Annotated in this window: 23 protein-coding genes; 20 read left to right on the top strand and 3 right to left on the bottom strand. The window is 38.9% G+C overall.

All coding sequences use genetic code 11. The features are described from left to right. The first annotated feature begins 15 nt into the window (after positions 1-15). The 9 genes from EQG61_RS11415 to EQG61_RS11375 all read left to right on the top strand — a co-directional run bounded on the left by EQG61_RS11415 (position 16) and on the right by EQG61_RS11375 (position 8005). Positions 16-1446, top strand: coding sequence for a glycosyltransferase family 2 protein (locus tag EQG61_RS11415; protein ID WP_235829063.1), 1431 nt, complete (start codon positions 16-18; stop codon positions 1444-1446). Continuing rightward, the gene (locus tag EQG61_RS11410; protein ID WP_129462072.1) at positions 1443-2687 is read left to right on the top strand and encodes a YaiO family outer membrane beta-barrel protein; all 1245 of its coding nucleotides are present in this window, start codon (positions 1443-1445) and stop codon (positions 2685-2687) included. Before EQG61_RS11415 ends, EQG61_RS11410 begins: the two co-directional genes overlap by 4 nt. Before the next feature lie 37 nt (positions 2688-2724). Then, complete coding sequence (locus EQG61_RS11405) at positions 2725-3090, top strand: response regulator transcription factor (RefSeq protein ID WP_129462071.1); 366 nt, start codon at positions 2725-2727, stop codon at positions 3088-3090. Positions 3091-3092: 2 nt separating this feature from the next. Then, positions 3093-4217, top strand: coding sequence for a protein-tyrosine phosphatase family protein (locus EQG61_RS11400; RefSeq protein ID WP_129462070.1), 1125 nt, complete (start codon positions 3093-3095; stop codon positions 4215-4217). 555 nt (positions 4218-4772) lie between these two features. After that, a complete protein-coding gene (locus tag EQG61_RS11395; protein WP_129462069.1) occupies positions 4773-5144 on the top strand; it encodes a response regulator transcription factor in 372 nt (123 codons plus the stop codon). 13 nt (positions 5145-5157) lie between these two features. Further along, positions 5158-5535, top strand: a complete 378-nt coding sequence (locus EQG61_RS11390) for a hypothetical protein (RefSeq protein WP_129462068.1) — start codon at positions 5158-5160, stop codon at positions 5533-5535. A gap of 182 nt (positions 5536-5717) precedes the next feature. Further along, positions 5718-6653, top strand: a complete 936-nt coding sequence (locus EQG61_RS11385) for a hypothetical protein (protein ID WP_129462067.1) — start codon at positions 5718-5720, stop codon at positions 6651-6653. 86 nt (positions 6654-6739) lie between these two features. Beyond that, on the top strand, positions 6740-7336 hold the full coding sequence (locus EQG61_RS11380; protein WP_129462066.1) for an acyl carrier protein phosphodiesterase: 597 nt from the start codon (positions 6740-6742) through the stop codon (positions 7334-7336). Then, entirely contained in the window at positions 7337-8005 is a 669-nt protein-coding gene (locus tag EQG61_RS11375; protein ID WP_129462065.1) for a DNA alkylation repair protein, read from the top strand. It begins immediately after the preceding gene. Here the strand turns inward: EQG61_RS11375 and EQG61_RS11370 are convergent. Both EQG61_RS11370 and EQG61_RS11365 read right to left on the bottom strand, forming a co-directional pair. Next, complete coding sequence (locus EQG61_RS11370) at positions 7997-8554, bottom strand: hypothetical protein (RefSeq protein WP_129462064.1); 558 nt, start codon at positions 8552-8554, stop codon at positions 7997-7999. The genes EQG61_RS11375 and EQG61_RS11370 overlap by 9 nt on opposite strands. Positions 8555-8556: 2 nt before the next feature. Next, entirely contained in the window at positions 8557-9486 is a 930-nt protein-coding gene (locus EQG61_RS11365) for a hypothetical protein (RefSeq protein ID WP_129462063.1), read from the bottom strand. Positions 9487-9655: 169 nt separating this feature from the next. Here EQG61_RS11365 and EQG61_RS11360 point away from each other — a divergent pair, with 169 nt between their 5' ends. From EQG61_RS11360 to EQG61_RS11330, 7 genes are all read left to right on the top strand, one after another. Beyond that, positions 9656-10648 carry an SIMPL domain-containing protein gene (locus tag EQG61_RS11360; RefSeq protein ID WP_129462062.1) on the top strand — a complete coding sequence of 331 codons (993 nt, stop codon included), beginning with the start codon at positions 9656-9658 and terminating at the stop codon, positions 10646-10648. An 8-nt stretch (positions 10649-10656) separates the two neighbouring features. Beyond that, positions 10657-11166 (top strand): hypothetical protein, encoded by a 510-nt coding sequence (locus tag EQG61_RS11355; RefSeq protein ID WP_129462061.1) that lies wholly within the window; start codon positions 10657-10659, stop codon positions 11164-11166. A 75-nt stretch (positions 11167-11241) separates the two neighbouring features. Beyond that, a complete protein-coding gene (locus tag EQG61_RS11350; protein WP_129462060.1) occupies positions 11242-13062 on the top strand; it encodes a chloride channel protein in 1821 nt (606 codons plus the stop codon). 169 nt (positions 13063-13231) lie between these two features. Further along, on the top strand, positions 13232-14215 hold the full coding sequence (locus tag EQG61_RS11345; RefSeq protein WP_129462059.1) for a tetratricopeptide repeat protein: 984 nt from the start codon (positions 13232-13234) through the stop codon (positions 14213-14215). A gap of 118 nt (positions 14216-14333) precedes the next feature. After that, a complete protein-coding gene (locus EQG61_RS11340; protein ID WP_129462058.1) occupies positions 14334-16634 on the top strand; it encodes a DUF7619 domain-containing protein in 2301 nt (766 codons plus the stop codon). Positions 16635-17058: 424 nt separating this feature from the next. Further along, on the top strand, positions 17059-17688 hold the full coding sequence (locus tag EQG61_RS11335; protein ID WP_129462057.1) for a hypothetical protein: 630 nt from the start codon (positions 17059-17061) through the stop codon (positions 17686-17688). Between the two features lie 195 nt (positions 17689-17883). Further along, the gene (locus EQG61_RS11330; protein ID WP_129462056.1) at positions 17884-18303 is read left to right on the top strand and encodes an RDD family protein; all 420 of its coding nucleotides are present in this window, start codon (positions 17884-17886) and stop codon (positions 18301-18303) included. 294 nt (positions 18304-18597) lie between these two features. Here the strand turns inward: EQG61_RS11330 and EQG61_RS11325 are convergent, their stop codons facing one another. Continuing rightward, positions 18598-19119: a hypothetical protein gene (locus EQG61_RS11325; protein ID WP_129462055.1), complete on the bottom strand. Its 522-nt coding sequence runs from the start codon at positions 19117-19119 to the stop codon at positions 18598-18600. A 400-nt stretch (positions 19120-19519) separates the two neighbouring features. Between EQG61_RS11325 and uvrA the strand changes: the two genes are divergently transcribed. The 4 genes from uvrA to EQG61_RS11305 all read left to right on the top strand — a co-directional run bounded on the left by uvrA (position 19520) and on the right by EQG61_RS11305 (position 24286). Then, positions 19520-22351, top strand: coding sequence for an excinuclease ABC subunit UvrA (uvrA, locus tag EQG61_RS11320; RefSeq protein WP_129462054.1), 2832 nt, complete (start codon positions 19520-19522; stop codon positions 22349-22351). Between the two features lie 7 nt (positions 22352-22358). Beyond that, on the top strand, positions 22359-22736 hold the full coding sequence (locus tag EQG61_RS11315; protein ID WP_129462053.1) for a nuclear transport factor 2 family protein: 378 nt from the start codon (positions 22359-22361) through the stop codon (positions 22734-22736). 34 nt (positions 22737-22770) lie between these two features. Then, on the top strand, positions 22771-23508 hold the full coding sequence (locus tag EQG61_RS11310; RefSeq protein WP_262707618.1) for an alpha/beta fold hydrolase: 738 nt from the start codon (positions 22771-22773) through the stop codon (positions 23506-23508). A gap of 196 nt (positions 23509-23704) precedes the next feature. Then, a complete protein-coding gene (locus tag EQG61_RS11305) occupies positions 23705-24286 on the top strand; it encodes a hypothetical protein (protein WP_129462051.1) in 582 nt (193 codons plus the stop codon).

Genomic DNA, 24286 nt, shown 5'->3' with positions numbered 1-24286 from the left:
ACAAAAACCAAACCATTGAAAACGCTTGAAAATATTGTACAAGGCATGGAAGGCTTCTTCGGGGTTTACTCGATCTTCTATATCCTTATTTATCTCGCCCTGGGCATTATTTCCTTTGTTGAAATTCGGAAATACTATGCGGCCAGTAAGTTTTTAAATAAAGATATCGTAATCAAATCGAACAATACAGCCGGAGTCTCCATCATTGCCCCCGCTTTTAACGAAGGAAAGACGATTGTCTCCAACGTGAAATCGCTCTTATCGCAAGAGTATCCCAAATTTGAAGTTGTTATTGTTAACGACGGCAGTTCGGACGATACCCTTGAAAAATTAATTGCTGAATTTGAATTGGTAAAAGTAGATTTCTTTTACCAAGAACGCATCAAAGCGGCCGTTGTTCGCGGTCATTACAAGTCGACCAATCCGATTTACAATAAGCTATTGGTGGTCGATAAAGTAAATGTCAAAAGCAAAGCCGATGCGGTCAATGTAGGCGTCAATTCAGCCAAACATTCCCTTTTTGTTTGTACCGACGTAGACTGTATTTTACGAAAAGATGCCTTAGCGATGTTGGTAAAACCATTCATTGAAAGTGAAACCAAAGTATTGGCGAGTGGAGCTGCCATTCGTATCTCCAATTCCTGTGAGTTTAAAGAAGGAATGCTGTACAAATCGCATTATCCCAAAAACTTCTTTGCCCGTTTTCAAGAATTGGAATACATCCGATCATTCCTATACGGACGCATGGCATGGAGTCGTTTGAATGGCTTACTCTTGGTTTCGGGAGCATTGGGCATGTTTGACAAAAACACCGTGATTGAAGTGGGCGGTTACCGCGAAGATTCTTTGGGAGAAGACATGGAATTGGTAACGCGTATGCGGGAACACATGCATGAGAAAAAAGAAAAATTCAAAATCATCTATATCCCTGAATCCTTGTGTTGGACAGAAGGTCCGTCCGACAAAACAATCTTTCTGCGTCAACGTGTTCGCTGGGCACGGGGATTAGCGCAAAATTTATGGATGCACCGCAAAATGTTGTTCCGACCCAAATACGGTACCACAGGGATGATGGCCCTTCCCTATTTCGTTTTGTGTGAATTCTTAGTACCGATTCTCGAATTAGTTGGGATTGTCTTTGTATTGTTGGATTTATTCTTTTTTGGTTTGAATACCCAATTCCTGTTAATCGTAACCTCATCGGTGTACCTGTTTTACACCTTTGTCACCTTGATTTCCATTTATTTAGACCAACTCACCTATAAACAATATTCCAGTATCAAGGATATTTTCACTTTGTTGTTGATGGTATTTTTCGAACCCTTCTTATACCATCCGATCACAACGTATGCCTCATTAAAAGGTTATTATTTCTTTTTAATGAAAAAAGAGAAAAAATGGGGTGAAATGACCCGAACTGGATTTAACGAAAGTATTGCCCGATGAAAAAATATATCACACTCGTATTCATAAGCTGCGCTATTGGCGTTGCTGCCCAAAAGAAAATCAATGTTGATAGTCTGTTGACCGCAACCAACCAAACCATCAACGTAGAAAAAAACTATACGAAAGCCCTTGAAATGGCCCGTTTAGGAAAAAAATTGTCGCCCAACTATTTGGACTACCACATTGCCTTGGGTCGTATTCACCGTTTTTTAAACCAAAAAGACAGTGCCGCCTATTATTTCAACTATGTGGCTGAGAAAAATCCGCGCTACAAAGAAGCGTTTTTATACAAAACCCAATTGTGTTTGGAGCAAAAAGATACGGCTTGTGCGGGTGCGACAATTCGTAAAGGTTTGCAACTGCATCCAAAGGATAAAGAATTGGAAAAATTGAATGTGCGCTACCTCGAATTACAAGGTGATGATGCCAAAACCTTAGCGTATCTAGAACAATTGAGTAAGCAATACCCTGATGACGAACGACTAAAATCACAAGTTTTAGCTTTTAAATTAGTATCCAAGTCGGATCGCCTCAGTGTGGCTTACAATTACACTGGGTTCAATCGTGCGGGTGTCGGACCCTGGAATTACAGCAGTGTAAGTTATATCCGTCAACGCCCAGGCTTCAGTTTGATTGGCCGCTACAGTTATGCCAACCGTGTTTCGTATGGTCAGACCAAAAGTTCGGGATCGCTATATGAACTCGATGCCTATGTGCGAATGTTACCCTTTAGTTATTCCTATTTCAATGTGGGGACTGGAAATGAAAACTTTTTTCCGAAACTCCGTTTGAGTTATTCCGGATACATCAACTGGAAAGGTGGCTGGGAAAGCGAACTTGGGATGCGCTACAATAAGTCGACCAACAACGAAAGTTACTCGGGCATACTCGGAATGAGCAAATACATTGGCAACGGATTCTTGAACCTTCGCACCTTTTTTCGATGGAATCAAAAACCGTATCCCTCATTTAACCTGAGTTACCGCTATTATGGCGACAACCGTTTTAATTTTTGGGGTGCCAACCTCGGCTACGGAACATCCCCTGATGAACGAGAAGTATTGCCTCAATTTGCACAACGGGCAACGCTAAAATCGTACAAAGCGGGCTTATCGTACAGCAAAGTATTCTTCAAACAATGGATTGTAAGTGCCAATACGTCATTCAACCGACAAGAATATTTTAAAAACAAATTTCAAAACGAATACAACCTATCGGTACAAGTTCAGTACCAACTCTAATACAATCATTCACACTCACTCACAAAAAACTAACATTATGAAAAAAGTATTGATCATTGAAGACGACAAAATTATCAAAGGAATCATTGAATTCATTTTGAAAAAAGAAGGATTTGTCACCGAATTTGCATTTGATGGCTTAACTGGAATTGAAAAGTTATCCACTTTTGCCCCCGATATTGTGATCACAGATGTAATGTTACCCTACAAATCGGGTATCGAAATCATACAAGCTTCAAAGCAATTAAACCCGGATGTTCCGGTAATTGTAATTTCCGCATTAGGGAAAGAGGACTCAACCGTACAAGATGCCTTTAAACACGGCGCAAACGACATTTTGGCCAAACCGTTTAATCCGGGCGAACTGACACAGAAGTTAAAAACCATTTTACAATTGGCATAATCATGGACAATTTCCTCACCAAAATCACGGTCAGCAACACACTCACCTTTCTATACACGGGTTTGTGTTTGGTTTTCCCAATGGGATTGTTGAGCTTAACGGTTGGGCCAAACCGCTGGGTAGCCCAATTGGCAGCACTATACAAATGGTCGGATGAGACCCAAAGTACGTTACAAAAGGTAGCCATAGTCTTCTTCTTGGTTGTTGTTTTGTGGGCTACTATAAAAGTTACCCAATATTTGGATAATAAATTCAATTACAACCGAAAACAAAAACGCATTGTTTGGGGATTGCTTAGTATTGGATTACTTTGTTCGGTTTACATATTTAGTTTTCAGCCCGAAGTATTGACGGCAATCAATGTGAACAACTCCGTAGATCGCAGTGAAACGGCAGAATACCATTTTGGTCCCTATCCTGATGAAGCGAAATTGGCCCAACTCAAAGCAGAAAAGTACGATGGCGTAATATCTTTATTACATCCTATGGTTGTGCCCGCCGAACCTATTTTAATGGATAAAGAAAAAATCAACGCAGAAAAATCTGGAATAAAATTGATTTCTGTGCCGATGTTGCCTTGGATATCCAAAAACGATTCGTCGGTGGTTGCCATTCGCAAAATGGCACGCGAACTGAAAGGCAAATACTATGTACATTGTTATCTGGGTAAAGACCGCGCCAATGTATTCAAAAACCTTATTCGCAAAGAAACTGGGCATACGGTAAAAGGTGTAGCCAATTCAGAACGCCGCATTGACTTGAAAAAACAATTTGAACGCGGCCCCATTTTTACCTTGGAAAATGAGGTCTATCTAACGCCTTGCCCAACCGATGAAGAAATGCTTGCGTATATACTTAATGGAAAAATCAACAGTGTGGTTTCGCTGCTCAATCCCGAAGAAGAAGGTGATGCCAAAATATTAGAAACCGAACAAACATTAATGACAAGATACAATCAGTTTTATGCTAATCATCCAGTAACTAAAAAAATGACGGATGCGGAGATATTAGAAAAAATAAAAGTGATTAAAACTTACCGTAAACCCATAGTGATTCACGCCTTTTTCTCAGACAATTCAACAGCCAAGCGCTTTAAAGAATTGTACAGTAAAGATAGGACTCCCTAAATACAATATTAAAGATAGGTTTTTGTGAGGACCGAACACTGCCAACTACTTTTAAGCGTAGTAGTGGGTAGCTGTTCGGTTTTTTTATGGGTTAAAATCACCATTTTAACCGATGAAAAACACGAAAAATTGCTCTTTTTTCATTCATCGAGTTTTTTATCCGTATACCGATTTTATGCGGTTAACCCATTTTAGCCTTGTATTTTTGATTTCGAATTAAGGACATCAATCCTTTTACTTAACTAGTGAAAAAGGAGTCCGCTAGATGTGAAATCTCAAAAACAAACTATAATTACTTTCGAAAGCCAATTTCTTTACAGAAATTGGCTTTTTTCTTATAAAAACCACTGATTATAAGCCATCTAACTTATTTTAATTTATCGGTCAACAACCTATTTTACCGCCCATTTACATTGAATTTCACAAAATGAAACGTTAATCGAGTTTTTAGTGCACAGAGCGATTTTATTTGAATAACAAGCTGATGCCTAATAATTTTGTACTTGTTAATCCCCAATTTATAACCACAACTTCGGTTGGCTTACACTAAATTCTATGAAGAAAGTATTAATTATCGAGGACGATAAAATGATCAAAACGATTTTACAGTTTTTGTTAAATCGCGAAGGCTATCAAACTGATTTCGCTATTGAAGGTAAAGAAGGTATGGAAAAATTACGTTCCTTCAATCCTGATGCTGTGATTACCGATGTGATGTTACCGTATCGTTCCGGAATTGAGATTGTTTCTTTGAGCAAAAAATTGAATCCTAACCGACCTGTTTTTGTGGTATCAGCCTTAGGAAATGAGTCAGTTACTGTGGAGCAAGCGATTGAACAAGGAGCCGATGAAGTACTTTCAAAACCATTTAATCCAGAAGATGTTTTAGACAAACTTCGTTCAGCATTTTTATTAGAAGCCGTTTAATATGCAAACACCAATGATTAGCATTAATCGAAGTAACTACCAGACCTATTTATTTGTAGGCTTGTGTTGGTTGTTTCCCATTACCATTATCTCGTTAACCAATGGCCCTGTTCAGTGGCTCAATCAATGGGCTACACAACATCATTGGAGTGCCAATTACCGTTTTATCGGACTTATAATTCTGACTTTAACTATTGCCCTTTCCATTGTTTTTTTAACCAAGTATACGACCCGTCTGTTATTCCAAACCCAAGAAAATAGTTTGCCCATACACAAAGGAATATGGATTTTCCTGACCTTAAGTTGTATTGCATCACTAAGCTGGTTAATTTTTAAGCCTGAATTGTTTAACGCCATTAGTCAGTCACTCGCCTACATTCCACTTCACTAAAATGGTGTTGTTGAAAACCTGTTCGTAAGATTTTACGTAAATTCACAAGAATACCCCTTTTAAATTCGTTTTACAAAGTAGTTATATCGAGTTTTTTACCCGTATACCGATTTATTTTTTCAAATTGAAATGAACCCGTTTACTTTGCATTTCGCAAATTATAAAAGGTAAATACAGTACTAATGATCGCATTTAATTTCTTTGCGCTATTGCAACAAATAACCGCCACTTCCTTAGGAAGCGTGGTGTTGCCTGTGGTGGCCGGAATTACGGTGGTCTATATCGTTTACACGCTTTTCCAAAAGTCACAACAACCCAAAATTGTACTTGATACGCCTGATGAAGAAGAAGTGATCAATTCGTTTCTTTCCTCTTTTTTCTCCGGGGAATGGGATGCCATTGAAACCCGAATTGAATTGGAGTATTTTAAAAATAAAGTGCTTCAAAACAATATGCCGCGTTTGCGTGAATTCACCGCAAAAATTCTTTCTTCTGCTTCGCCGTATGCCTTGTCAAACAATCGAGAAAAGTTAGAAATTCTATTGCAAGAATTAGAAATCAATGCCTTTGTAAATCGTGAAATCGCTACGGGGAATTCCGAGCAACAACGACAAGCCATTCAATGGGCAATTCGTGCTAACAACCGTTCAGCGCTTCCTTTCATTGAAAAAGCGGCACAACTTCAAATGGGTGATGCTCGCTTAGAATCGCTAAGTGCTTTAATTCAATTAAATGAGTTCCAACCCTCAGCGATTAAAAATTTACCTTTTCAACTGAACGATACCGAATTACACCATTTAGTTGGTTTGTATGCGGATAAAGTTAATTTACTTCACGAACAATTAAATACGTGGTTAATTGCTTCCCAACCGCAATTGGTGAAATTTTGCTTGTTATTAGCCAAAGAATACCAATTAACCGTGGACTCGCGTACATTGCAATTTTTAAGCTTTCACCAAGACAAAAAATTAGGGGCACTTGCCATGGAAATTTTAGACGGGTACTTGCACCAAAACAAAGCCACTGAGTCCTTACAAAATTTCCGTAAAACCACTATTTTACAACATAAAAAAGAAGAAACGACTCCCAATTCCAATTCGAATTTGGCGATAGGATAATCGTTTTTTCTCCCTTTCCTTAACATAGGATTGGGATAACCTTTTCAAAAAGTTGCTATCTTTACCCAAGAACCGCAACCTTTTTTATGAATTTCCTAGCACATATTTACCTTTCGGGCGACCAAGAATTGCTAAAAATTGGCAATTTTATGGCCGATAGTGTGCGAGGATCGCAATACAAAAGTTATCCCGAAGCGATTCAAAAAGGCATATTACTCCACCGCTTCATTGATAGTTTCACCGATGCCCATCCCATTTACCGCCAAAGCAAACACCGCTTGCACGAAAAATACGGCCACTATTCGGGCGTCATCATGGATATTTTTTACGATCATTTTCTGGCTAAAAATTGGAGCAAATACCACGCAACTCCCTTAGAAAGCTATGCGGAAGAATTCTATATCCTTCTCAAAGAAAAACACAGTTGGCTCACTGAACGGGCCCAACACATGGTTCCCTTCATGATTGCCCGCAATTGGCTGGTGAGTTATGCCAGTCTTGACGGTTTAGAAAAGATTCTATTTCAAATGGACCGCCGAACCCAACAACGGGTGAGCATGCACGAAGCGATGGTCGAACTCCAAACCTATTACTCCGAATTTGAAAATGAGTTTTTCGAGTTTTTTAAGGAATTAGAGGAGGGCTGTCAGCAAAAATTAATCGAACTCAATACCCATTCCTAAATGACCGCAATCGAAGAATTACAGGAACTTTTTAGACAACACCGCAAACCCGAACAAGTGGAAGCCATGGAAAATTATATGAAAAATAATTTCCAGTTTTTAGGGTTAAAAACCGACAGTCGGCGCGGACTTTTTACCGAATGGTATAAAAAACATGAACCGGAAATAAAATTGGATTTTAGATCAATAGCCCAACTGCTTTTCGAAATGCCTTACCGGGAATTCCACTATTGCGGCATGGAAGTATTGATCAAAGCCATCAAAAAAAAATACCGAAAAGAAGATATCCATCTTATCGAATTTTTCTTAATCAATCAATCCTGGTGGGATACTGTTGACGTTGTAGCCAAATACCTTTTAGGTGGCTATTTACAAGCCTTTCCCGAGGAAATTCCGACAGTAATCGAACGCTTTTCTGCGTCGGATAATTTATGGCTTAACCGCAGCGCCATTATTTTTCAATTGAGTTACAAAGTCAACACCGATTTTGATTTACTCAAAGCCGAATGTTACAAACACAAAGATTCCAAAGAATTTTTTATCCAAAAAGCCATCGGGTGGGCACTCCGCGATTACAGTCGGTTTAATCCCGAAGGGGTGCGAACCTTTGTAGAAAATACCGATTTAAAACCCTTGAGCAAACGGGAAGCCTTACGTAACTTACCGTAATTCCATATTGCCCAAACGGTATTGATAGGTTTGTTGTTCATGCGACCCAAACTGTTGGGGTTGCAATTGGAAAAAAACAATTTGAGCAACCGTATAATCCCGTGTCGCTTCATTTTGAATACAACGAACAGTGTAACCATTTTTCCAACTTTGGTAGGTCACCGTATTGTAGTTCACCCGTTCGGAAACCGTGAGTTGCAAAGGTGCCGTTTGTGCCAATTTTTGAAGTAAGGTTTTTATGGGAATCAAAGTAGGCGTAGTTGAAGTAACATCAACCACAAGTGTGGAATCACTCACAAACAAAGCCAAACAAGCGATTTCCATTTCGTTGCGAAGGGACGCTTCTAGCGAGGTTTGAGACAATTGCTGCAAGTAAAAAAACAACTCCTGAATTTTAAGATCCGAATTTTCTTGATAGGCGGCAAAAACAGGCGCTGTAAAAACCTGCTGTAAACTTTTTTGTCCACTGGTTTTCACAGACTCCGTAGCCGCTTGACTCCACAAGGAGCCCCCGCTCAAAATCATCCCTAAAAGAAGTAGCCTATACATGCTTATTCTTGTTTAATTCGTAGTTTTCGGATCGTACCATCCGGTTCATTTTCCAAGGCAACAATTTCCCAGCGTTTGAGTACGGGTGTCGGAATGGTGAGTTTGCGCACAAATTCTGTTTTGTTATAATACTCCGTTCCCAATCCGCCTTTCAACATCACCAACACCTCCAAATCGGGAGATAAAATCTTTTGCAATTGCTGCTTTCGCTTTTGCCAATCTTGAATATCCGCCTTCAAAAAAGCTTTCACCATCATCGCATAATCATCGGGTTGCAATTGTACCACGGGCGTATTTTGTTTAGCATCCGATGGCGGTAATTGCACGACAGTATCTTTATAAAACGGACTCTTCACCAACACTTTCACGGGTTGGGTTGCGATTTTCTTTTGCAATTCCTCCTTCGTCATCGGTTGTTGTTGGGCCGAATCGGTTACTTCATACACCTGAACTTCGGCACTATCAATGGGTTCATTCGTATATTGATTTTGCAAACGAACAGGGACTTCTTTCGGTGCAGCTTCTCCAAATCGATTAAACAGTACCACGCCCATCACCACGAGTACTAAGACCCCAAGTGGTAACTTCCAACTGCGCTGGTAGGCTTTTTTTGTGGAATCTATTTCCGTTGAATTTTCTGTTTCCGTTGGAGGAACAAAACAAAAGGCATCCCAACTCGCTACTCCCACAAAACGGCACAATACATTAAGCATCGACTTGCGCGGCAACTTGTCATTGGATTCGGGTTTCAAATGGGTGTAAATCCATTTTTCACTCACCGTTTCTTTACATTCCGATTCCAATAACGCAATCAAATTCAGTATATCTTGAGAGGAAAACGTTTTCCATGTCCCCTGAAAATACGGATAATGCTCACGGTAGCGCTCGAGCACTCGTGTTTTCAATTCCTGAAAAGCTTGCATTTCGTTCATTCCGACGTTCAAAATTAAGGAGCGATGGGTCAAATTTCGCAGAAAATCCACTGCAAATTCACTGTAAAAATAACCAAATTACTTTACAGTAAAGAGAAAGTTGATTTGCCAAAGGTTAGAAACACCCATGTCTAATTTTGGTTCATCAAATTTTAAAATTTAATATCCTATGAACACAAAAGTAATTTTAGCCGCTGCATTAGGCACAACATTTATGCTTTCGGCACAACATTCAGGAAATGCCAACTATAACGAAACTTCGGGCAATGCCAACTACCACAACAACAATTACACCGTGAATCGGGTGAACACACTTCAAACCACTTCGAGTAGTGAAAACGAAATGGTAATTGTCATCAAAGGCATTTACAATGAAAAAGCCACAACACAAGTTGCCACCTTCAGCGTATTACAACTGGGAAAATCAGCCGAAGAAGCCACCAACCTCATGGACGAACGCATCAACAATGTGATCAAAGAATTAGACGCCTACAGCAAAGACATAGTGGTGATGACCGACATGATTTCATTTGTCCCTACTTATGAATATGCCGTAGAAAAGAAAATCTTTAATCCAAAAACCTACAATGAAAAACCGGCCGGATTTGAATTAAAAAAGAACCTCATCATCCGTTTTCGAACCAGTCGCGACATGGATAAAATTATGTCCATTTGTGGAAAAAATGAAATCTATGACTTGGCCAAAGTGGATTATGTGACGGTTAATTTTGACCAAATTCGAACCCAAATGCAGCGCAAAGCCTTGGAACAATTCAAAGAAATGACCGCGAATTATTCCTCCCTCATGAATATGGACCTCACCAAAAAAGAGAAAACCATTCAAGAAGGATTCAACGTGACCTACCCCATGGAAAGTTACCGCAATTACTCGGCCTATTCACAAGCTTCCTCCAACTTTGACCCGAAGAGTCAGGTGAACGACATCAAGAAAAACACCACCGAATATTACAATCCGGCCTTGATGAAAGACCACAATTTTGTGATCAATGGCGACGTGGCAGAACCTTCGATTCAAGCGTTTTACGACTTAACCATTCGCATTAAATTAAAAGAAGACCAATTGCCGAAAAATACCATTATTCGCAACAACCGCTATTATATCGTGACCCCTGCGGGTGACATTAAATTGTTGAATTTATAATGAAAAGCATGAAAAAACAGGCATTATTAATGTTGCTTTTCCTATGCTCACTAGGTTATGGACAAGCCTCGGGTTCGAATGAATTGAAACTCACTCTCCAATTCGATTGGAAATTTCCGGTCGAAAAAATAAAAATCTATTCCTTTGAAAAAAAAGGAAATTATCTTGAAAAAATTAATTGTACAACCGATCATTCCACCAACTCAATCACCATACGTGGAAGTATTCATTACATCACAGGGGTAAATTTTCCCACACTCGTTTGCTGTTACGAGGACTTTGTGTACATCGACAACAGCCCAATTGAAAAAAACAAGTTGTTTTACTTTATCACTAACGGACTTCAATCGGTTGCAACAGACAAACCCTTTGTATTTACGGAGGATGTGGGGGTTATCGAAATTAAAAGAATACAAAAAGAAGGAAGCTATGATATAGTCATTAACACTTATCCTGAGTTAATTTTTACGCCAATGAACCGAATTCCTTTTACCAATACCACACTTCGATTGAAATAAAAAGAAACAAAGGGAGCTACGGTTCCCTTTTTGTTCCCAAAGAAAAAGAGTACCTTTGCCATTCAATTGTAAGGTATGGGCAACCGGAAAACGGCAACAGTTTTAGTGGGCTTACGCAAAGGTATGCGACGCTTGGAGACCGTGTTCTTCATGGCGAAAGCCGTCCTTTCGGAACGTAATTTCATCTACCTTTCCAGTGTAGCCGTAGCGGTTTCCTGTGCTTTGGCAGTAATCATCCTGAAAAACTTCGCCCACAACGTTTTTCTCTTTGCCAATTACGTTAACCAATACCTCAAATTGCCGTATGCCAACAGTATTTTCCCAATCATCGGAATCCTACTCACGGTCATCGTCATTCGTAAATTCTTAGACGGATCCATCGAAAAAGGAAGTTCGCGCATCCTTTATGCAGTTGCTAAAAAAGGTGGGATTATGCCCCGCAAACAAATGTATGCGCAAATCGTTACGAGTTCGCTCACCGTCGGACTCGGGGGCTCTGCGGGGTTGGAGAGTCCGATTACCATCACCGGAGCTGCTTTTGGTTCAAATTACGCCCAAAAATACCGCTTGTCCCAAAAAGACCGTATTTTATTGTTGGCTTGTGGTGTTGCGGCCGGAATTGGCGCTGCCTTCAACGCACCCATTGCCGGCGTTTTGTTTGCCATAGAAGTGGTGTTGACCGATGTGAGTATTTCGGCCTTTATCCCAATTATGATCTCTGCAGCCACGGGCGCTTTGGTGTCGAATATTTTGTTGAGTCAGGACATCTTACTGAGTTTTAAAGACATCAAACCGTTTGACTACCATAATATACCGTATTACATTCTTTTGGGGTTGGCCTCAGGATTGGTATCGGTGTATCACGCGCGGAACTTTAGACGGGTCGAACATTTTTTCAACCGTTACAGACTCAATTCATACCGCCGTGCTTTTATCGGCGCACTACTCTTAGCCCTACTCATCTTTTTCTTTCCCACTTTATTTGGAGAAGGATACGAAAGCATCAAAACCCTATCAACCGCACATCCTGAAAGTTTGTTGGATAACACCTTACTCGAACCTTTCAAATCCAAAGAATGGGTATTGATCGGGTTTGTGGGTATCATCGTTTTTCTAAAGTCGTTGGCAACCGGTCTCACCTTAGGCTCTGGAGGAAATGGCGGTAACTTCGCCCCTTCCCTGTTTGTGGGATCCTATTTGGGATTTGTGGTTGTTAAAATCATGGACCTCACGGGTATCAATTCCCATTTGCCTGTGGCCAACTTCACCATGGTGGGTATGGCGGGTATTTTAAGTGGCTTGTTTCATGCGCCGCTTACCTCGATTTTCTTGATTGGAGAAATCACAGGCGGTTACGACTTGATGGTCCCGTTGATGATGGTTTCCTCCATCAGTTTTGCCGTTTCCCGAAAATTTGAAAAACATTCCATGGACGTGAAAGCCTTAGCCGACAAAGGCGAAGTGTTTACTGGTGATAAAGATAAAAATGTCTTGTTGAGCATCGACTTTTTATCCCATGTACAACTAGAATCCAAAACCTTCCAACTGACCGATACGGTGGAGGATGTTATTCAAGCTCTACAATCTACCCAACAACCCCTGTTCCCGGTGTTGGACGACAAAAACAAAGTCATCGGCGTTTTGGATATCAACTACTTAAAATCCTTTATTTTCAATGCCTACCGCGTGAAATTTGGCTCCATCGAAGAATGGATGCAACCCTTAGAAACGGTATTGAATCACGACGACGGCATGGAATTGATTATGGATAAATTTGATGCCGCGCAACAAAACACCCTTATCGTTCTTAAATCCGGAAAATACTACGGTATCGTAAACAAATGCGATTTGCTGGAAACCTACCGACTGACGTTGAAGGGAATGGTGATAGAGTAATTAGGAGTTATGAATTATGAATTAGGGATTAGGGGTGCGTAAAACAAAATCGTTTTCGACTTTTACACTCGCTACACACATACACCCTTTACACTCTTTACACTTTTACATTCTTCACACTCACCCCCTTTTTCCAAAAAATTCGTATATTCACCAAAATTATTCGCCTATGTTACGCCTTATTTACACACTTACCTTGGTGTTATTGACAACTATTGCGGCCTTTGCGCAAGATGAAAAAAGTAAAGAAGTTAAGCTTTCCGACTTAAATATCGACTTCAAAAAAAGTACGGGGGATGGAATTTGCAAATGTATTGACAGTATTCAAACAGGGAGTAAATCCAGGGACAGTATTAACGCTGAAATCAAAGCCTGTATTGACGATAAGGTAATGGCTTATCAAATGATCGTCAAACTATCGGATGCCCAAAAACAAGCGGAAAAGTCGGGTGAGAAATCAACGAATGTTGAGATTAACACCAATACCAATTCGGAGACTTACAAGAAATATTATTATGAATTACAAGAGTATTTAATGGACAATTGTCCCGCATTAAAAACCAAATTGGCTATCAATGACCGCTTGAGTGAATATTCGTTATCAAGTAATGAGGAAGCCATGAAATTCTACCGAAAAGGTTTAGATGAAACCCAAAAAGGCGACTTTCAAGCTGCAATTGTAAATTATGAAAAAGCAGTAGTTTTTGACCCCAAATTTGCCTTTGCTTATGACAATATGGGAATTTGTTACCGCCGATTAAACAAATACAACGAAGCCATTGAGGCCTATGAAAAATCTTTAAAAATAGACCCCAACGGTACAATGCCTCTTCAAAACATTGCTATCGCTTATGGTTATAAAGGAGAATTCAAAAAAGCCATTAAAGCCTATGAACGATTGTCCAAAATTACCCCCAACAACCCCGAAGTATTTTATGGTATTGGATTAATTTACCACAGTAATTTAAACGATCAAGAAAAAGCGTTAGACAATATGTGTCAGGCCCTTGTTCTTTATTCAGAACAAAACTCAGCTTACCGTACCGATGCCGAACGCGTCATCAGTATGATTTATAAAGCCATGAAAGAAGCCAATCAATTGGAGCTGTTTAATTCGATACTGAAAAAACACAAAATTGGGGTGAATGAGTAAAGCAGAATATCATTCTATCGTTGCATATCTACATAAAAATCAAGTTTAAGTGCTCTTCACTTACACTTCAATTATCTAACATCACCACTTAAACTTTCAAAAAATAATTCCAAGCAAAATGAAATCAAAAATCTTTTTTATACTTCTTGCTTTTTCAGGGTTAAGTTATGCTCAAATTATCAATTTTCCAGATGCTAATTTCAAAGCAAAATTATTAGCAGCAAATAGCAACACAAACATAGCCTCAAATAATACTCAAGTCAATTCAAACCTATCAACTTTAAATCCAAATGGTTATTGCAAAATTGATGTAAATGACGATGGTGAAATTCAAATCACAGAAGCATTAAATATTCAATTTTTAAATATTTATTATTCTAATATTACTAATCTCTCAGGTATAGAATATTTCAGTAATTTAAAAGTTTTAACTTGTAATAATAATCCTATCACAAATCATAATCTTACTAGTTTACAAAATCTAATAAAGCTAGAAATTTCATCAAATCAAGCCTCATCATTAAATCTAAGCGGTCTATCAAATTTAAAATACTTAAGTTGTGTTAATAGTTCATTAACCAATATAAACTTAACAGGCTGTATAAGTTTAGAAAAGCTATACTGTTACAACAACCAGTTAACAAGTTTGAATGTTTCAAATTGCATTAATTTAAAAGAAATTGATTGTGATAATAATCAAATTTCAAGTTTAGATTTGAGTAATTTAAGTAACTTAAACCTTTTGAGAAGCAATTCTAATTTATTAACAAGTATCAATTTAGATAACTGTATCAATTTGACAATTATTGGATTGTTGAACAACCTATTAAGTGAACTTGATGTATCCGATTGCCATAACTTACAACAATTATTTTGTACAGGAAATAATTTGATAAATTTGAACGTAAAAAATGGTAGTGTAATTAACAATAGTGTATTTTTCAATTACTCAAATAACCCTAATTTAACATATATATGTGCGGATGAAAATGAAATAAGCTTGATAAACAGTCTAAATAATGATTATAATATTAATAATTGTCAAGTAAACTCCTATTGTTCATTTACACCGGGTGGAGTATTTTACACAATACAAGGTGATAGCAAATTTGACAGTAACAATAATGGCTGTGACAATAATGATATCATTTATCCAAATTTCAAATGTACAATTACGAATGGCACTATCACTGGTAGTTTTATAACAAATAGTTTAGGATTATTTAATTTACCTGTTCAAGCTGGGACTCACACAATTACCCCAGTTTTAGAAAACCCAACTTATTTTACAGTCCAACCCAACTCTTTTAATGTAAGTTTTCCAACTGCTGTAAGTCCTTATAATCAAGATTTTTGTATTGTAGCAAATGGAAATCACAACGATTTAGAAATTGTATTTCTTCCAATTAATCAAGCGAGACCTGGTTTTGACGCCATTTTTAAATTAATCTATAAAAACAAAGGAAATACAATTCAATCAGGTACAATCAATCTAACATTTAATGATGATGTATTGGATTTTGTTTCAAGTCAATATTCTATTTCTAGTCAATCAACAGGTAATTTAAATTGGACCTTTACAAACCTTTCACCATTTGAAAGTAGAGAGATTAATATTACATTTAACTTAAATTCACCTACCGAAACACCTCCATTATTGAGTGGTAACGTTTTAAATTATGCTGCTTCCATTAATGGGCAAACAGATGAATTTCCGAATGATAACAATATAGTTTTGAACCAAACGGTTGTGAATTCATACGACCCGAATGATAAAACTTGTTTAGAGGGAACAACGATTACTACAAATAAAATTGGTGAATATGTTCATTATTTAATCCGATTTGAAAACAATGGAACAGCAAATGCTCAAAATATTGTTGTAAAAGATATAATAAACTTGAATAAATTTGACATCAATTCTCTTATTCCAATAAGTGGCAGTCATAATTTTGAAACTAAAATATCAAATACAAATAATGTAGAATTTATTTTCCAGAATATAAATCTACCATTTGATGACGCAAATAATGATGGATATGTTTCTTTCAAAATTAAAACAAATTCAAATTTAATAGTTGGTGACACTTTTAGTAATTCAGCGAATATCTATTTTGACTACAATTTCCCTATAATTACCAACAATTACATAACTACAATTCAAAACACATTAGGGGTTCATGAAATCGATAATAATAATGAAATAATAACTTATCCAAACCCCGTTAAAGATATACTAAGCTTTAAAACATCAAATCGTATATTAAAAGTTGAGATTTATGATACTACAGGTAGAATATTAAGTTCTAATTCAGTTCATGAAAACAAAGTTGATTTAAGCCAATTAAGGTCTGGTAATTATATTCTCAAAGTTTACACCAACAAAGAAATAGTCAGAACAAAGATTGTAAAAGATTAGTGGCTTAATAAGAGAAATTATACACAACACCTTTTTTAGTATAAAATGAATGATTATTGCTCTAAATCTAACCATTCGCTAGACTGCGAAATTAAGCACAAATAAAAAAATGAGTTGCAATTATAACTACTGTAATATTTTTTTAAATTTTGTCTTATAAAGCAATAACCTTTTCAGCCAATCCTATCTGAAAAGTATTAATTAAACATAGAGACACAATAACAAAACTCAGCCTACCGTACCGTTGCCGAACGCGTCATCAGTATGATTTATAAAGCCATGAAAGAAGCCAATCAATTGGAACTGTTTAATTCAATTCTAAAAAAACACAAAATTGGGGTGAATGAGTAAGGATGGTTATTATTCAATTACACGATTACCCGCCAATATAGAGGAAGAGAGGGGAACAAAATAATTCTTACTTATGGGAAAGTTAACAGCTATTTTGGATAACAGTAGTTACATGATAATGATGATTATTTCAGTCCTATTCTATGTAATTCTATTTACAGGACAAATAATGGAATTTAACTTTCCTATGTCATTAAATATTTTTTTTGTTGTTATAATTTTTACAATTATAATTTCTATTGAATTTTCTATTTTGAATAAAGATTTTATTTCTGACTTTAAAATTAGAAGTTATAGTAGAAAATTTAAATTTGGGAGTCTCTTTAATGCGATTTTTTGGACTGGATTAATTGTATTTGATAATCAACCTAAAAGATTATTTATTTTAATTCTTATTCTTTGGATATATCCATTTATTGACATAGTAATGGTTTATGTTTTCAGAAAAAAGCAACCTTATACAATTTTTATAAACAATAGAAATTTGATTTTGAATAGGCCATGGAAAATAGAAAGAGATTTATCAGAATTGACAGAAATAACATTTGACAGATTTTCTAAAAATCTAAATCTTAGCTTTCAAACAAAAAGTGATATTACGATACAAATAAAAGAATTTAATAAGCAAGACATTGATAAATTTGTCGAAATCATTATTACCAAATCTGAAAATAATGTTTGCTTACCTGAAAATTACATTTAAAAAAAAACAGCAGAACAGCCTCTAGCCGCTAAGGCTCGAATGTGCTAGTTTAGTATTATGTTTACAACACCCGAATGAAAAAAACAGTGCGTAGCAAAAATGTTTATCTTAGTAAGAAATAATCATTTAGCTTTTCCGCCACAGTCGGTTAGCGGGGAAACGTTAGCTGATATTTTAAAATAAAACGTGCATAAAATGACGAAACCTTATGTTGGAAGAAAAATTTTTGCAGCTATTATTGATTATTCAATTATAGTCACAATTAATTTCTATATAATTCTCACTTTTGGGGAACCAGTCCCAGGTGAAACCGCAAGTTATCAAATGAATGGATTTCCTGCACTATTAAATATAATACCTTGGTTTATTTTTACTGTTTGCTTTGAATATTTTCTCGGTTCAACACTTGGAAATGGAATTGTTAGCTTAAAACCTGTAACACAAGAAAATCAAGACAGAAAGATAACTTTTATTCAATCTTTAAAAAGACATTTATTAGACCCAGTTGACATGTTCTTTTTTGGCGTTGTCGCTTATTTGGTTATGAAAAGTAATCAGAATGGGCAAAGATTAGGTGACATTTGGGCTAAAACTGTTGTTGTGAAATATAGATGATATAAAACATCTACTAACAGCAGCTTGACGCTATGGTTCGAATTTACAAAGTTGATGTTGATTTACACCACCCGAATGAAACAAACCGTGCGAAGCAAAAACGTTAATCTAAGTAAGAAATAATCGTTTCGCTTTTTCACCAACTACAAAAGCTGCAAAACGTTACCACTCAATGAATTCTGATTACTGATCACTAATCACTAATCACTAATCACTAATTACTGATCACTCAACACTGCCCACTGAACACTGATCACTGCCCACTGAACACTGATCACTGCCCACTACCCACTGCTACTTCGTCTTCTCCCCTACAAAATAATCGCTCTGACTCTTAAACAGCACATTAAACGTGGTCAAACTACCGTAAATACGCGTGATGTATTGCTGCAATTCCACTTTCTCGGCATCGTCAAGGTTGCTCGCGTTGATTTTTTGCTCCATTACCCGTAGACGGTCACGCACCATCACAATCTTGTGAAAAAACGTATCAATCGGCACTTCCTTACTTTGGGTTGGCGTGCCCGGTTCCATCACCAATTTCCCGCCTTTCCATTTATCGGCAATCGCCACAGTCGGCGTCAAGTCGCTCCAACGTTGCAACAAATTCTTCATTACTTTTTCTACCTCATAAAAACTCACCGTATCCACTTCACCATCAACCGCTTCAATCACCTCAACAGATTCATCCAAGTCAATGGTTTCTAGACCACTGTCCATAAACGTTACCCAATAATGCTTTGACGTTACATTCGTCACTACGCCCAAACCGTGCGCCGCGTGCTTAATTCGTGAACCGATACCTAATAATTTCATGGTGTTTCTAGTTAAAAAGTAAAAGCCAAATATAGTAAAAACCGCATTTTAAATCTTGCTCCTTTTTCTTTTTTTGGGAGCAAACGTTTACAATTGCTATCAACCCTCTTCCCGCTTTCGGCAGTCGCTTTTCCGCTGCGCTCCAAGAGCTCCAACAATGCCTCAACCTGCCTGCCGGTAGGCAGGTCGGGGCTAAAAATCAAGTAGGGTCAATAATCAAAATTTCAAATAACAAATTCCAAATTCCTCCCGAAGTATCGGGACCAAATCTCAAATTCCAAATCTCAAATCTCAATTTTCAAATTCCTCACCCAGTATCAGGACCAACAACCGACAACCATCAACCAGCAACTTTCAACCCTCAACCAAATTCCTTACCTTTGCTTTTTCCCAAAAAATCATGAGCGAACAACTCGAATTTATCGAAGTCATAGGCGCCCGCGCGCACAACCTCAAAAACATCGACATCACCATTCCCCGCGAACAACTCGTGGTCATTACCGGACTCTCAGGCTCGGGGAAATCGTCCCTCGCCTTTGACACCATTTACGCCGAAGGCCAACGCCGCTATATCGAAACGTTCTCGGCCTATGCAAGGCAGTTCTTGGGCGGACTCGAGCGTCCCGATGTGGATAAAATCGACGGACTCTCCCCCGTCATCGCGATTGAACAAAAAACGACGAGCAAATCGCCCCGCTCCACTGTGGGGACCATCACCGAAATCTACGACTTCCTCCGCCTGCTCTTTGCCCGTGCGGGAGAAGCCTACAGTTATAACACCGGTGAAAAAATGGTGTCCTACTCAGACGAGCAAATCAAAAACCTTATTATCGAACAGTTTCTAGGGAAACGCATCAACATCCTAGCACCGGTCATTCGGGCGCGTAAAGGACATTATGCCGAACTGTTCCAACAAATCGCCAAACAAGGCTTTGTCAAGGTCCGCGTCAACGGGGAAATCAAAGACATCACCCCCGGGATGAAACTCGACCGCTACAAAACCCACGATATCGAAATCGTCATCGACCGCATGGTACCCGCCAACGACGACGACACTCACAAACGCCTCGCTGAAAGCATCAAAACCGCCATGTACCACGGCGAAGACGTAATGATGGTTATCGAACAAGACGAAAACGAAGTGCGCTTTTTTAGCCGCACCCTCATGTGTCCCACCACAGGCATTTCCTACCAAAACCCCGAACCCAATCTCTTTTCGTTCAACTCGCCCAAAGGCGCTTGTCCGCATTGCAACGGACTCGGGACGGTCAACGAAATCAACCTTAAAAAAATCATCCCCGATGCGCGACTTTCAATTGCCAAAGGCGGTTTAGCACCATTAGGCGAATATAAATCGTCGTGGATGTTCAAACAACTGGAAGCCATCGGTGAAAAATTTGGTTTCAAACTCACCGACCCCATCGAAAAGATTTCCGAAGAAGCCATGGACATGATCCTTAATGGCGGCAACGAACGGTTTACCGTAAATGCCAAAGCAGCAGGTGTCACCAAAGAATACAAAATCGAGTTTGAAGGCATCGCGGCATTCATCAAAAACCAACACGACGACGCACAATCGACTTCGCTCAAGCGTTGGGCCAAAGACTTCATGGACGAGATTTCTTGTCCAGAATGTCAAGGTGCGCGTTTGAAAAAAGAAGCGCTCTATTTCAAAATCAACGAGAAAAATATCGCCGACCTATCCACCATGGATGTCGCCGACCTCACGACTTGGTTTCTCGATTTACCGGAAACCCTTTCGAACAAACAAAAAACCATCGCCACCGAAATCCTGAAAGAAATCAACGACCGCTTGAAGTTCTTAATGGATGTCGGACTCAATTATCTATCCTTACACCGCAGTTCGAAATCGCTCTCCGGCGGTGAAGCACAACGCATTCGCTTGGCGACCCAAATCGGTTCACAATTGGTGGGCGTGTTGTATATCTTGGACGAACCCAGTATTGGACTCCACCAACGCGATAACGAACGTTTGATCAATTCCTTGAAAAGCTTGCGCGATATTGGGAATTCGGTTTTGGTGGTCGAACACGACAAAGACATGATTGTGGAAGCCGATTATGTGATTGACATCGGACCCAAGGCTGGACGTTTTGGGGGACAAATCATCAGCAAAGGTTCGCCCAACGAATTGTTGAACGAAACCACCATTACCGCACAGTACTTAAACGGAAAAATGGCCATCGAAGTGCCCAAAAAACGTCGGGAAGGCAGTGGTAAAACAATTAAATTGGTGGGCGCCTCGGGTAACAATTTAAAAAACGTGACGGCAGAATTTCCGTTGGGGAAACTGATTTGTGTGACCGGAGTTTCAGGCAGTGGAAAATCAACTTTGATCAACGAAACGCTCTACCCTATTCTCAATGCCCACATTTACGATGGCGTAAAGCGTCCGATGCCCTACAAAAAAATTGAAGGGCTCGAACAGGTAGACAAAGTCATCGACATTGACCAAAGTCCGATAGGCCGCACCCCACGCTCCAATCCTGCCACCTATACCGACGTTTTTTCTGAAATACGTTCCCTGTTCACCCAAACCCCCGAAGCCATGATTCGTGGCTACAAAGCTGGCCGATTCAGTTTCAACGTATCGGGCGGTCGTTGTGAAACCTGCGAAGGTTCGGGAGTGCGTACAATTGAAATGAGTTTCCTACCCGATGTCTATGTCGAATGCGAAACCTGCCAAGGCAAACGCTTTAATCGGGAAACACTTGAAATTCGTTACAAAGGAAAATCCATTTCCGATGTATTGAACATGACCGTAGATGAAGCGGTGGATTTCTTTGAAAACATCCCGAAAATCTACCGAAAAATCAAAACGATACAAGACGTGGGATTGGGGTACATCACCTTAGGACAACAAAGTACAACCCTTTCGGGTGGCGAAGCCCAACGTATCAAATTGGCAACCGAATTATCCAAAAAAGATACGGGCAATACGTTCTATATCATGGACGAACCCACCACAGGCTTGCACTTTGAAGACATTCGCGTATTGATGGAAGTCATTCAAAAGTTGGTCGACAAAGGCAATACGGTGTTGATCATCGAACACAATTTAGATGTCATCAAATTAGCCGATCACATCATCGACGTCGGACCCGAAGGCGGGAAAGGCGGCGGTCAAATTTTGTGTGTCGGTACTCCTGAAGAAGTCAGTAAAAACAAAAAAAGTCATACCGCACGCTTTTTAGCAAAAGAACTAAAATAACAAACCGATGAAAAAACTATTCCTGTTATGCATGTTCGTAAGTGCCTTGGGGAGTGCACAAACGGCAGAGCAAATCGTTCAAAAACAAGTCGAAGCCTACAACCAAAAGGACCTCAACGCTTTCATGGATTGTTACAGTGAGGACGTGAAGTTGTACACCTACCCCAATACATTGGATGTAGAAGGCAAAGCCAAAATGAGGGAGCAGTATGCCCAGTTTTTCAACAGTGCTAAAACCTTGCATTGTACTGTGGTTAAACGAATTGTAAGCGGCAACCGCATTATCGATGAAGAATCCGTGCAATACAACTCAACGACTTTTGGTGGTGTTGCCATTTATGAAGTCAAAGATGGGAAAATTATTTCCGTTACTTTTTTAAATTAGAGGTTCACATAATTCATAACTCATAATTCATAACTTGCTCAACTTTCGCATCCACTCCCCCTTCCCCAACCGTCCTACCCTCGTTTTTTTGCACGATTCGTTGGGATGTGTCGAATTGTGGCGGGATTTTCCAGAGCAATTAGCGGCGGCGACCCAATGCAATTATTTGGTGTACGACCGTTTGGGTTATGGGAAATCGGGACCGTTTGCCAATCCAGTGCGTGACAAACAGTATTTAGAACCCGAAGCGGCTGTGTTAAACGACCTATTAATCCAACATAACATCGAGAAAGCCATACTCTTTGGACACAGTGATGGGGGTTCCATTGCTTTGCTAACAGCAGCCTTATTTCCAGAGCGCATACAAGCCATCATCACCCAAGGGGCGCATGTTTTTGTAGAAGAAGTTACCTTAGCCGGCATTCGTGCTGCAAAAGAAGCCTATAGCACTACCGACTTGCCCCAGCGCTTGGCTAAATACCACGGAGTAAATACCGATGCCATGGTAAAAGCCTGGACTGAAACCTGGTTAGCACCTACCTTTCGGGATTGGGACATCACGGACTTTTTACCCCAAATTACTTGTCCGGCTCTCATTATTCAGGGCAAAGACGATGAATTTGGCACCCCAAAACAAGTCGAAACGATTGTCACTCGCTGTTCGGGACCTGCGCAAGCGTGGCTGATTCCGAGGGTGCAACACAATCCGCACAAAGAAGTGCCGAAGGAAGTGATTGAACGTGTTTTTTCTTTTATAACTACTTTACCCTAATCCTTTTTGTGTATTTTTGAATGAACGGGAATCCAAAATGCTTACACGAAAAGAAAAAAACAAGAAACAGTCACGTAATCTGCCGAAAACAAAACTCACCTTTCACAAGTTAGATAAGTTAGAGTGGTTTTCTGTTGGTATAGGATTATGGTTTTTACTAATTGCCAATCCGTACAAAATTCTTTTTGTGGTACTTATGGCGCTTCCCATAATCGGTTTAATTGCTAATGGGTTATACGGTAGACCCAGTATTACCAGTCTCATTGAAATAACAAAAGATAAAGGAGAAGACAAGTACGATGTGGCTGATTTTATTGACTTTCCTGCATTAGCCATCTGTATTCGTATTTTACGTGACTTTGAATTTGAGAGCGTATACAGTCTAATCATTCCGGGAACAATTACTTTTATAGCGATGTGTGTACTTTTATGGATTACCCATGAAGTCATTATTAAATCAACCAAAAATAAAAGCTGGATCTATTTTTCATTATTGGGCAACCTATTTCTTTACAGCTATGCAGGAACCTATGGCGTTAATTGTTTGTTTGATGATTCCGAAACCCAATATTATCCAGCAAAAGTCTTGGATAAAACGATTAGTCGTTCAAGAAGAAGTAGCACCTATTATGTAAAAGTGGCCGCTTGGGGCCATCATCATGACCCTGAAAAAATCTCCGTAGCGAGTTCACAATATGAAACTATACAAATTGGTGAAACAGTAATCATCGATTATCATGAAGGTTTATTGGGAATTCCGTGGTATGAAATAGAATAA

This window comes from Flavobacterium stagni (assembly GCF_004122105.1).
Classification (GTDB): Bacteria; Bacteroidota; Bacteroidia; order Flavobacteriales; family Flavobacteriaceae; genus Flavobacterium; species Flavobacterium stagni.
Note: the sequence above shows the minus strand (reverse complement) of the source record. Positions and strands in the feature narration are given on the sequence as shown.